12 protein-coding genes and 1 pseudogene are annotated in these 11,032 nt (G+C 63.0%); 5 read left to right on the top strand and 8 right to left on the bottom strand.

Features of this window, described 5'->3' with window-relative positions; genetic code table 11:
* Positions 1-660 precede the first annotated feature (660 nt).
* Both AC3ZU9_RS22965 and AC3ZU9_RS22960 read right to left on the bottom strand, forming a co-directional pair.
* Entirely contained in the window at positions 661-1,083 is a 423-nt protein-coding gene (locus tag AC3ZU9_RS22965; protein ID WP_490091391.1) for an MAPEG family protein, read from the bottom strand.
* Positions 1,076-1,373: pseudogene (locus AC3ZU9_RS22960) on the bottom strand (DUF2834 domain-containing protein). The gene AC3ZU9_RS22965 and the pseudogene AC3ZU9_RS22960 overlap by 8 nt, the downstream one beginning before the upstream one ends.
* A gap of 83 nt (positions 1,374-1,456) precedes the next feature.
* Between AC3ZU9_RS22960 and AC3ZU9_RS22955 the strand changes: the two are divergent.
* Together AC3ZU9_RS22955 and AC3ZU9_RS22950 are read left to right on the top strand one after the other, a co-directional pair.
* Entirely contained in the window at positions 1,457-2,245 is a 789-nt protein-coding gene (locus AC3ZU9_RS22955; protein WP_490091390.1) for a helix-turn-helix domain-containing protein, read from the top strand.
* A gap of 54 nt (positions 2,246-2,299) precedes the next feature.
* Positions 2,300-4,009, top strand: coding sequence for an amidase (locus tag AC3ZU9_RS22950; RefSeq protein WP_490091389.1), 1,710 nt, complete (start codon positions 2,300-2,302; stop codon positions 4,007-4,009).
* Positions 4,010-4,212: 203 nt separating this feature from the next.
* Here AC3ZU9_RS22950 and AC3ZU9_RS22945 read toward each other — a convergent pair whose 3' ends face one another.
* The 4 genes from AC3ZU9_RS22945 to AC3ZU9_RS22930 form a co-directional block, all read right to left on the bottom strand.
* A complete protein-coding gene (locus AC3ZU9_RS22945) occupies positions 4,213-4,950 on the bottom strand; it encodes a CPBP family intramembrane glutamic endopeptidase (RefSeq protein ID WP_490091388.1) in 738 nt (245 codons plus the stop codon).
* A gap of 7 nt (positions 4,951-4,957) precedes the next feature.
* Positions 4,958-5,428 carry a RidA family protein gene (locus AC3ZU9_RS22940; RefSeq protein ID WP_064053408.1) on the bottom strand — a complete coding sequence of 157 codons (471 nt, stop codon included), beginning with the start codon at positions 5,426-5,428 and terminating at the stop codon, positions 4,958-4,960.
* Complete coding sequence (locus tag AC3ZU9_RS22935; RefSeq protein ID WP_012724611.1) at positions 5,425-5,643, bottom strand: DUF6434 domain-containing protein; 219 nt, start codon at positions 5,641-5,643, stop codon at positions 5,425-5,427. Before AC3ZU9_RS22935 ends, AC3ZU9_RS22940 begins: the two co-directional genes overlap by 4 nt.
* A gap of 97 nt (positions 5,644-5,740) precedes the next feature.
* Positions 5,741-6,838 (bottom strand): SMP-30/gluconolactonase/LRE family protein, encoded by a 1,098-nt coding sequence (locus tag AC3ZU9_RS22930; RefSeq protein ID WP_012724612.1) that lies wholly within the window; start codon positions 6,836-6,838, stop codon positions 5,741-5,743.
* Positions 6,839-7,056: 218 nt separating this feature from the next.
* Here AC3ZU9_RS22930 and AC3ZU9_RS22925 point away from each other — a divergent pair, with 218 nt between their 5' ends.
* Positions 7,057-7,485, top strand: coding sequence for a nuclear transport factor 2 family protein (locus AC3ZU9_RS22925; protein ID WP_012724613.1), 429 nt, complete (start codon positions 7,057-7,059; stop codon positions 7,483-7,485).
* A 23-nt stretch (positions 7,486-7,508) separates the two neighbouring features.
* Here AC3ZU9_RS22925 and AC3ZU9_RS22920 read toward each other — a convergent pair whose 3' ends face one another.
* Positions 7,509-8,834 carry an aminotransferase-like domain-containing protein gene (locus AC3ZU9_RS22920; RefSeq protein WP_490091387.1) on the bottom strand — a complete coding sequence of 442 codons (1,326 nt, stop codon included), beginning with the start codon at positions 8,832-8,834 and terminating at the stop codon, positions 7,509-7,511.
* A 92-nt stretch (positions 8,835-8,926) separates the two neighbouring features.
* On the opposite strand from AC3ZU9_RS22920, the gene AC3ZU9_RS22915 reads away from it, so the two are divergent.
* Complete coding sequence (locus tag AC3ZU9_RS22915) at positions 8,927-9,817, top strand: DMT family transporter (RefSeq protein WP_122810964.1); 891 nt, start codon at positions 8,927-8,929, stop codon at positions 9,815-9,817.
* Here the strand turns inward: AC3ZU9_RS22915 and AC3ZU9_RS22910 are convergent.
* A complete protein-coding gene (locus AC3ZU9_RS22910; RefSeq protein WP_046034817.1) occupies positions 9,814-10,380 on the bottom strand; it encodes a YceI family protein in 567 nt (188 codons plus the stop codon). The two genes, AC3ZU9_RS22915 and AC3ZU9_RS22910, sit on opposite strands and share 4 nt — an antisense overlap.
* A 122-nt stretch (positions 10,381-10,502) precedes the next feature.
* Here AC3ZU9_RS22910 and AC3ZU9_RS22905 point away from each other — a divergent pair, with 122 nt between their 5' ends.
* A complete protein-coding gene (locus tag AC3ZU9_RS22905; RefSeq protein ID WP_046034816.1) occupies positions 10,503-10,997 on the top strand; it encodes a PaaI family thioesterase in 495 nt (164 codons plus the stop codon).
* Positions 10,998-11,032: the final 35 nt, after the last annotated feature.

The raw sequence follows: 11,032 nt of genomic DNA, 5'->3' as shown, positions 1-11,032 counted from the left end.
GGCGGCGGCCCCCCAAATACCTGTCGGATTACGGGCACACCGAGCGTGAGCGAGGTGCCGAGTGTTGGGGCAAGAGCGTTTTGCTTACTTTTGCGCTCTTCAAAAGTGAGCCGCCGTAAGGGCGGAACCCATAGCAGCCGTTACCTAAATAACGGATATGTACCCGGTCTGATCCAGCATCCATGTCAGCTGTCAGGCCGCCAACGGGAGCAAGCTCCCTCGCCACAGGTCCAGCGCCGGACCTAGAGTGGTGTAGATACCTATGCCCCGATGGTGCTGAATCAGTCACCTGATGAATTGACTGACACACCGCTATCGGGGGCAAGCCCCCTCCCACATTTGAATCGCGGGGTGACAGTTAGACTGTAGTCAGCTGTCAGGCAGCCGGCGGGAGCAAGCTCCCTCGCCACAGGTCCAGCGCCGTACCCAGAGTGGTGTAGATACCGAGGCCCCGATGGCGCTGAATCAGTCACCTGATGAATCGACTGACACACCGCTATCGGGAGCAAGCCCCCTCCCACATTGGGATCGCAGCCTAACCGTTAGATGGCGCTGGTCTGCCAGGCCAGCGCCCTCGCCACAGCGCCACACCCAGACGTGTATAGATGCCTATACCCATCGCACGCAAGCCAGCGCCCACATTGGCCCGCGGTAAAACGCTCACAGCAACCCAAAAATCACCAACCCACCCAGCCCGAACAGACACGCCATCCCAACCGCATACGCCAGGGTGCGCCAGGGTTGCCATCCACCCAGATACATCAGCGTGTGCGCCATGCGCGCCAAGGTAAAACCACCAAACAGCGCCACAGTCGCCCCCGTGGGAGTCCCCAGCACCACACACAACCCGCCAAGCACAAAGAACAACGGAATATTCTCCAGATCATTCGCCCACGCCTTACTCGCCCTCACCACCTGCGGCAATTCCCCTGCATGCGCAGCACAGCTGAAGAACGCCGCATCCTCCCGATTGATAAACGCCCGCGCCCGTATCCGGAAAAAACCCTGATAACAGGAAATTGCAAACATCTTCAGGCACAACACCAGCACGCACAGCGCATAGACCTGCAAACGCTCACTCATCGCGGCCGCCGTTCACCACCAGATAAAGCAACGGCCCTACCGACACAAACACCGCCGTCAGCAAAAAATACGGCACCACCGACGCCAGCGACCGCCCGCGCATCCCGGTACATCCACACGCACGCCAGCACCGCCATCAGGTACAGGTCGATCACCACTTGCGCGGTGTCCGGCCGCGACATCAGTTCGCGTCCAAAGGCCAGCAGCGACTGCTCAGCCGTGAGCATCGTCGCCAGGGTGTACAGCGAAAATCCCAGCAGGCCCGCCAGGGCGATATAGGGTCTTCTCATGGTCGCTTCCTTGGAGTGATGAAGGCCCACGTTAGTGATAAGGTTCGGCCCCTCGCAATGACCTCGGAGGTCATGATCCCGCCATGGACACCCCTTCTACCGCCGGCGAGCAGCTGCGCCAACTGCGCAGGCGCGCCAAGCTGAGCCAGCTCGACCTGGCCTTGATCACCGGCGTTTCCCAGCGCCACCTCAGTTGCATCGAGACCGGGCGGGCCAAGCCGAGCCCTGGCACCTTGCACAATCTGCTCACGGCGCTGGAGGCCCCGCTGGAGCAGTGCAACGGTGTGTTCCTCGCCGCCGGCTATGCGCCGCGCTACAGCGCCACCCCGCTCGCCTCGCCCGCCATGGCCGCGATCCGCGAAGCGGTCAACCATGTGCTGCACGCCAACAATCCCGCCCCGGCTATCCTGTTGGACAGCCAGTGGCAAGTGCTGTCGGCGAATGCCAGTACCGGCGTGCTGTTTGGACTGCTGGGCATACCGCCCGATGCAGCCTTGGGCTTGAACCTGCTGACCACGCTGCTGCAATCGGGCGGCCTGGGCGATCACCTGGTCAATGCCGAGGAGATACGCACCCTGGCCTGGCAGCGTGCCACCCGTGAGGCGCTGGGCAATCCTGAATTGGCCACGTTGCTGACGACATTGCCGACACCGACCCACACCGAACTGCCCGCGCAGATGCCACCGCTGGTACTGACGCGCGTCCGCTCAGCCCAAGGTGAACTGAGCTTTCTGTCCACGTTCACTACCTTCGGCATGCCCCAGGACATCACCCTCACCTCCCTGCGGATCGAACACCTGATTCCCGCTGACGAGGCCACTTGGCAGGTGATGCGCCGCGCCTATGCGGAGTATGCGGCGCTGGTTTTGTGAAATATCTGTACGTAGACTGCCGCCATACCCCCACTTGAAGGCGGCGAAAAAAAAGTGATGCACGTTACCGAAGTCTCCATTGCCCAATTGCGCGCCGCGCTTGAATCCGGCCAGACCACGGCGGTTGAACTGGTCCAGGCCTACCTCGCACGGATCGATGCCTATGACGGTCCGCAGACCGCCACCGCCTTGAACGCCGTGGTGGTGCGCAACCCCGATGCGCTGAAAGAAGCCGAGGCGTCCGATGCACGCCGGGCCAAAGGCGAAACCTGGGGGCCATTGGATGGCATTCCTTACACGGCCAAAGACAGCTACCTGGTCAAGGGCCTGACCGCGGCATCCGGTAGCCCGGCGTTTGCCACCCTGGTCGCCCAGCGTGATGCGTTCACCATCGAACGCCTGCGCGCCGGTGGCGCCATCTGCCTGGGCAAGACCAATATGCCGCCGATGGCCAATGGCGGGATGCAGCGTGGCGTGTATGGCCGGGCGGAAAGCCCGTATAACGCCGACTACCTGACCGCGCCGTTTGCCTCCGGCTCGTCCAACGGCGCCGGCACCGCGACGGCGGCGAGCTTTGCAGCCTTTGGCCTGGCCGAAGAAACTTGGTCGAGCGGACGCGGCCCGGCCTCCAACAATGGCCTGTGCGCCTACACGCCCTCCCGTGGCGTGATTTCGGTGCGCGGCAACTGGCCGCTCACACCGACCATGGACGTGGTGGTGCCCTATGCCCGCACCATGGCCGACCTGCTGGAAATCCTCGATGTGGTGGTGGCCGAAGACCCGGACACCCGTGGCGACCTCTGGCGCCTGCAGCCGTGGGTGCCGATTCCGAGTGTGGCTTCGGTGCGCCCTGCGTCCTACGCTGAACTCGCGGTGCCCGCTGAATCCCTCGCCGGCAAGCGCTTTGGCGTGCCGCGCATGTACATCAATGCCGACCCGGACGCCGGCACCAGCGAAAAACCTGGAATCGGTGGCCCTACCGGGCAGAAGATCAACACCCGCGCCAGCGTGATCGACCTGTGGCAAGACGCACGCCAGGCGCTGGAAGCCGCCGGCGCCGAAGTCATCGAGGTGGACTTCCCGCTGGTGTCCAACTGCGAAGGCGACCGCCCTGGCGCGCCTACCGTGTTTAACCGTGGGCTGGTGTCCAAGGAATTTCTCCACGATGAACTGTGGGAACTGTCCGCCTGGGCCTTCGATGATTTCCTGCGCGCCAACAACGACCCCGCGCTCAACCGCCTGGCGGATGTGGACGGGCCGAAGATCTTCCCCCACGACCCGGGCACCCTGCCCAACCGTGAGGACGACCTGGCCGCCGGCATGGACGAATACGTGCGCATGGCCGAACGCGGCATCACCCCGTGGAACGAGATCAGCACCTTGCCCGACGGCCTGCGTGGCCTGGAGCAAACCCGGCGGATCGACCTGGAAGACTGGATGGACACGCTCGGCCTCGACGCGGTGCTGTTCCCCACCGTCGCCGACGTAGGCCCGGCGGACGCCGATGTGAACGAAGCCTCCGCCGATATCGCCTGGAGCAACGGCATCTGGGTGGCCAACGGCAACCTCGCCATCCGCCACCTGGGCGTACCGACCGTCACCGTACCGATGGGCGTGATGGCCGATATCGGCATGCCGGTGGGGCTGACGTTTGCCGGGCGGGCCTATGACGATTCGGCGTTGCTGCGGTTTGCCTCGGCGTATGAGGCTACCGGCAGCAAACGCCAGATTCCGCCGCATACGCCGCCGTTAGCAGCTGGCTAAACACGGTCAACCCTATGCAAGAGGGCTTACCGTGGAAGCAAGCTTGCTGTGGTGAGCGCGCTTACTGTGGTGAGCGGGCTTGCCCCGCGCTGGGCTGCGCAGCAGCCCCATTGGGCTTACGGTGATACTGACGGGGGACAAGTCAAATCGTCGCACCTCTCCCCACCACAGCAAGCCCCACACATTTGCGTCGGTATTTCACATCAAGTGATGAAGGGCACGGCGATCAGCAGGATCGCCGTGCCATGGGTCAGCGTCGCCGCCAGCACACCGTAACGCAGGCGCACCAGCGCGCAAGCCAACCCTTCGATCAGGGTAAACAACAACACCGGCCAGCCCAACTGAGTAACGCTCAGTGCCAGGAATGTATGGCAAGCCGCAAAGGCCACACCGCTGATCAGTGCCGCGCGCAATGGCGTCACCTGCTGTGCCAGATACCCCTGCAAATACCCGCGAAACAGCACCTCTTCCAACGCATTGGCACCATAGGCCAACACCACCATACCCGGCAGCCATGCCCAGTAGCCCGGGATCGCTGACGCTTCAATTGCCTGGTAGAAGCGCAGCGGCACACCGATCAAGCATCCGACGGCAAGGCCGACCGCAAGGCCGCCGATTCGATGCCCCCTTGACCAGCAGATCAGCGCCGACAGGTCTGGCGCCACTCGCATCAGCACGGCAATCAGTAGCAACGACAAGCCGCCCAACGCCGCCAACACAAACGCATTGGCCGTGAACGCCAACTGCACTTCGCTGCCCAGCGACCATAGGCCCAACGGGGTCATTACATCGCGCATCAGCACGAACGCCGCCAGCAGAATCAGGATACGCAGGGCCGTCAGCGACCTGGGCGTGAGTGCAAACCACAGGCCGAACAACAGCAGGCCCGGCGCCAGATACGTGGCGTAATTGATCAGTACTGCCATTCCTTGGGTAATCATGGGTCGCTCAGCCGTGCGCCACCGCGATCATATCGATCTCCACCGCCGCCGACTTCGGCAACTGCATCACCCCCACCGAGGTGCGCGTATGCACCCCGGCTTCACCGAGGATCTCGTGCAGCAGGTCCGACGCACCGTTGGCCACCTCACTTTGCTGATCAAAGTCCTCGGCACTGCGCACGTACACGGTGATGCGCGGAATCGCCTTGATCGCGTCCAGCGAACCCAGCGCCTGCTTGAGCAACCCCAGGCAGCGCAACGCACTGATGCCGGCGGCGATTTGTGCCTGGGCCAGGGTCAGGTTGTCACCGACCTTGCCCGGCAGCACGATGGTATCGCCGACCCGCGGGATCTGGCCGCTGATGTACAGGTGGTTGCCGTCCCGAACCAGGGGCGTGTAGTTGCCACCGACCTTGAATTCGTCCATCAGGTAACCAAGGCGTTGTTGCGCGGCCTGGTATTTTTCGTCGCGGGTCATGGGCGTGAATCCTCGTGTCGGCGCCGCCACTCGTCCACCACGTCACCGAGGGTCTTGGGCTCAGCGTTGCGAATCCAGGCCATGAAGGGCCGGTCGAACGTGAATGCCGGACCACAGTGCTCAAGCATGAAGCGGCGTACGTTCTGCGTGTTTTTGTAGTGAGGGGTAACGGGCGTGTTGCGGGTGATGGGGTCGCTGTGCCAATTGAAGTCCATTTGCTTGACGCTCTGACGCCTCAGGAGCCCGCAGCATAGCGCCAAAATGCCAAGATGGGCGCCGCTCGACCGACGCTCACCCTGGTTTTTTTTGCGGTCAGCCGCCGAAATCGGCGCCACGCGTGTTGACGAACACTGCATAGATCGAATGGCTGCCGGCCATGAACAGGCGGTTACCCTCACGGCCGCCAAAACACAGGTTGGGGCAGCGTTCCGGCAGCGAGATATGCCCGATAGCCTTGCCCTGCGGATTGAACACGCGCACGCCATCGAGTTTTTCCAAGTCGGCCTTGGGGTCGCCGTTGCCGCCCCAGCCACACCACAGGTTGCCGCTCTCGTCGCACTTGATGCCGTCCAAGGCCGCGTACTCCAGGCCTTCGATATGCTTGCGACGGGCGCCCAGCGTACCGTCGTCATTCACGTCGATGGCCCAGATCAACCGGTTGGGCTTGGCCCGGCCTTCGACCACGTAGAGCAGCTTCTCATCCGGGGAAAAGCACAGGCCGTTGGGGCCGTTGAGGTCGTCGATCACCCGCGTGACCTTGCCGCTGTCACCGTCGATGCGGTAGACGCCATGGGGCTGGGTGGGCGTGATCTTGTGCCCTTCGTAGTTGTTGCCGGTCTGGAACGGCGGGTCCGTGAACCACACCGAGCCATCCCGTTTGCACACGATGTCGTTGGGCGAATTGAAGGGCTTGCCGTCAAAGCTGTCCGCCAGCACGGTGAGGCTGCCGTTGTGCTCGGTGCGGGTGATGCGCCGGCCCTCTTGGCTGGTGGTCGAGCCTTCGCACACCAGCAGCCGGCCTTGGCGATCACGGCACATGCCGTTGGAGAAATTGGCGTTTTCGCGGTAGACCGACAGGCTATCGGTCACCTCGTCCCAGCGCACGATGCGGTTGTTGGGGATATCGCTGAGCAGCAGGTAGCGGCCATCGCCGATCCACACCGGCCCCTCGGCCCAACGCAAGCCGGTCGCCAGTCGCTCGACACTGGCATTGAACAGGCGCAATTCCAGGAAACTGTCATCAAGCACTTTCACCAAGGGGTCTGGGTATCGCTGGCTCAATGGCTCAGCGGCATCTGCCAGGCGCGGCAGGTTGCCCAGCACTGCCACGGAGGCGGAAACCGCCAGGGAACGTTGCAGGAAAACGCGGCGACTGTGGTCGGTCCGGGCAGGCGAAGAGGAAGAATCCATGGTGTGTCTCCGTTATTTTATTGTTAGACGGGACGCCATTTTTAACCAGTGATGAGACATCGTACAAGAACAATGAAATATCGAGACCGAGCAAACCCTCAGCACCGTGTAAATATCCGAAATTTTACTTTCCAAACGGCACAAGAGTATTGCAATGTTGTACGACGACATAAGCGGTAACGTGTTGTCCCACCCCCAACAACAATAAGGAAACACCCATGCAAAAAGTCAAAGTGCTGATCGGTTTTCTGTGCCTGTTCAGCGGCTACGTGGCCGCAGCCCCCGCCGCCGATAAAGACGTCGCCCAAGCGGTCGACCACCTGACCCAAGCGATGCTGCATAAAGACCTCAAGCAGCTCCAGAGCCTGACCGCCGAGAACCTTACCTACGGCCACTCCAGCGGCAAGATCCAGAACAAGCAGGAATTCATCGCCGATATCGAGACCGGTCGCAGCGGCTTCAAGACCCTCGAAATGCAGAAACAGACCATCACCTTGAGTGGCGATACCGCCTTGGTCCGCAACCACTTCTCCGCCCTGGCAGTGAACAGCGGCAAAGAAGTGCCCACCGAAATCGAGAACTTCCAGATCTGGCAAAAGCAGAAAGGCCACTGGCTGCTGATCGGTCGCCAGGCGTTTAAATTCTGAGGGCTAGCGGTGAGCCGCCTGGCTCACCACTGCACGACCTTGCGCACCGTCAGCAACGCTTCGCGCAACGCCGCCATGTCCACCGACCCCAAGGCCAGCCGTAGTGCGTGGGGCACATGGGCCGAGACGGAAAACGGCTCGGCGGTTGACACGGAAATGCCCTCGCGCTGCAAGGCCATGGCGACCTGATCGGCGCGGGCCTCTTCCGCCAAGGGCAGCCACAAGAAATACGAACAGGGATGACAGGTGTACGCCAGGCCCTTCAACACCTGGGCTGCCAGGGCCTGGCGCGCCTGGGCATCACGGCGCTTTTGCGCTTCCAACTGCGCCACTGTGCCGTCCTCGATCCAGGCCACCGCCATAGCACTCATCACGCCGGGCACGTTCCAGGTGGTGGCCATGATGCTGCGTTCCAGCCCCTTGACCCATTCAAGCGGCGCCACCACAAACCCCACCCGCAGGCCGGTCGCGACGCTTTTCGAAAGCCCGCCCACATACACCGTGCGCTCCGGCGCCAGGGTAGCCAGGGGCGGCGGAGCGTCCTCGGCCAGAAACGCATAGGCCGCGTCCTCGATGATCATCAGGTTGTGCTGCCGGGCGATCGCCACCAGCGCCTGGCGCTGGTCCAGGCTCAGCACCCAGCCCAGCGGATTGTGCAGCGTCGGCATGCTGTACACGGCACGCACCGAGCGCTTGCGACACAGCTTGTGCAGCGCGTCCAAGTCCGGGCCGGCCGCCGTGACCGGGATCGCGACAACGTCCAAGTGCAGGGTCTCGGCCAACACTTTGAACCCTGAATAGGTCAACGCATCCACCGCGATCACATCCCCCGGCTTGAGCAACGCCATCATCGTCACCGCCAAGCCGTGCTGGGCGCCGCTGACCAGCAGCACTTGGTCGGCCTCCACGCTGAGCCCCCTGCTGAGCACATGCCGCGCAAACGCAGCACGCTCGTGCAGGCGGCCGGCGTGAGGCTGGTAACGCAACAACGCTTCGAGGTCGCCGGATAACGCCAATTGGCGTAACGCCGTGCGCAGCAGGTCCGCCTGGCCAGGCAGCGACGGGTAGTTGAAGTTGAGATCCAGCATCCCCGCCGCCACCGTCATCTGCCCACTGCCCTGCCCCGGCGGCAACGCGATCTCGCGCACGAACGTGCCACGCCCGGTTTCCCCACTGACCAGGCCCATGGCTTCCAGCTCGGCGTACACCCGGCTGGCGGTGACCAGGGCCAGGCCATGATCGGCGGCCAGTTGCCGGTGCGTCGGCAGCCGTGTGCCGGGCGGCATTATCCCGCTGCGAATATCTGCGGCGAAGCGGTCGACCAGGGACTTGTAGCGGGCGCGAGGCATAGACACTGTATCCATGACAATTTTTTGATTGTCTTAATGCTGCCCCCTAGGATGGCCTGATCGCAACCTCTCCTTTCTTCAGGGCACCCTTCATGGAACGTACATCCCCCTTCAACACCCTGGACAGCCGCACGCAAGGCTGGATCAACGGCTTTATCGGCGTGGTGATTTTCAGCGGTTCCCTGCCCGCCACACGCCTGGCCGTGATGGAGTTTGACCCGGTGTTCCTGACCATGCTCCGCGCGGCCATCGCCGCCGCCCTGGGGCTGTTCCTGCTGTGGCTGTTCAAGGAAAAACGCCCCGCACCTCATCAGTGGCTGCCCCTGGCGATCGTCTCTCTGGGTGTGGTGATCGGCTTTCCCTTGCTCACCGCGCTCGCGCTGCAATACGTGACGTCCGCCCACTCCATCGTGTTTATCGGCCTGCTGCCCCTGGCGACCGCTGTATTTGCCGTGCTGCGCGGTGGCGAGCGCCCGCGCCCGGTGTTCTGGGTGTTTTCGATCCTGGGCAGTGGGCTGGTGATGGGGTATGCCGTCGCCCAGGGGCTGAGCGCCGCACCGGCCGGCGATCTGCTGATGCTGCTGGCGGTGCTGGTCTGCGGCCTGGGTTACGCCGAAGGCGCCAAGCTGTCGCGCAGCCTGGGCGGCTGGCAGGTGATCTGCTGGGCATTGGTGGTGTCGATGCCGGTGGTGGTGCCCTTGAGCCTGGTACTGGCGCCGCCGAGTTTCAGCGGCATCAGCCTGCCCGCCTGGCTGAGCCTGGGCTATGTGGCGTTGTTCAGCATGTTGCTCGGCTTTGTGTTCTGGTACCGCGGCCTGGCCCAGGGTGGCATCGCCGCCGTGGGCCAGTTGCAATTGCTGCAACCGTTTTTCGGCTTGGCGCTGGCGGCGGGCCTGCTGCATGAGCCGGTCAGCCTGGGCATGGTACTGGTGACGGTCGCGGTGATCGGCTGCGTGGCGGGTGCAAAGCGGTTCGCGCGTTAACGCTGCGGCGCGACCATCTTGAACTTGATGTTGATGTCATTGGACACCACGCGATTGCCCGCCCATTCGCCCTCGCCAATCTTGAAGTCGCCGCGCTTGAGGATGAACTCACCGTCGAACACGCCGATACCGCCTTGCTCCTTGAGCACCACGTCGACCGTCACCGGGTGCGTGATGCCCTTGAGGGTCAGGTTGCCGCTGATGGTGTAGCGGTTGTCCCCCAGGGCCGTGACACCGGTGGACTCGTACACGCCCACCGGATACGTCGCGGTGTCGAACCAGGACGCACGTTGCAGCTCATCGTTCGCGTCGGGGCTGCCGGCGTCGATGCTCGCGAGTTGGATCTTGAGCAACGCATGCCCGGCTTCAGGTTTTTGCGTGTCGAAGGTCAAGCTGCCCTCGAACTCGCTGAAGGTGCCGTACACCCGCTGCCCCAATTGTTTATAAGTGAAACTGATCTGGCTGGCGGTGCGGTTGACGTCCTTGTACTCCACCGCCTGGGCGCTGGCGCCATAGGCAAGGATCAAAGCCAGTAAAGCGACCGGGGACATTCGACGTTTCATGCAACGCTCCGCTGGAAGTAACGACACAGGTACTGAGCTGGTAGGTCATACCAGGGATTTATTCCAATCAAGCGTCTGTCCTGCTAAACAGAGTAGTCGCCCAAGCACAACAAGGATTCTGCATGCACGCCCCTTCACTCCAGGACACCACCGCGCCGGAAGGCATCTGCTACGGCTGCGGCGGCAGCAACCCCCACGGCCTGCACATCAAGAGCCGCTGGGACGCGGATGGCACCCACCTCGTGGCCGAGCACCTGCCCGAGGCAAAATACAGCGGCTGGCCCGACCTGGTCTACGGCGGATTGATTGCCATGCTGGTGGACTGCCATTCCAACTGGACCGCCATGGCCTACCATTACCGCGCCGAGCAACGCGAACCCGGCAGCCTGCCGCGCATCGACTGCGTCACCGGCAAGCTGGGCATCACATTCATCAAGCCGACGCCCCTGGGCGTCACCCTCACCCTGCGCGCGCGGGCTGAAGGCGATGTGGGCCGCAAAACCCGCGTGATCTGCGAGGTGTACGCCGATAACGTGCTGACCGCAGTGGGCGATTCGATCTTCGTACGCGTCGACACCGGCCAACTGGCCGCCGCCGCCCATGGCCGTGAGGGCTGATCCTGGTCTACATTGACTGCCACCGCTAATCGAGG

The organism is Pseudomonas sp. A39, assembly GCF_058145955.1.
Note: the sequence above shows the minus strand (reverse complement) of the source record. Positions and strands in the feature narration are given on the sequence as shown.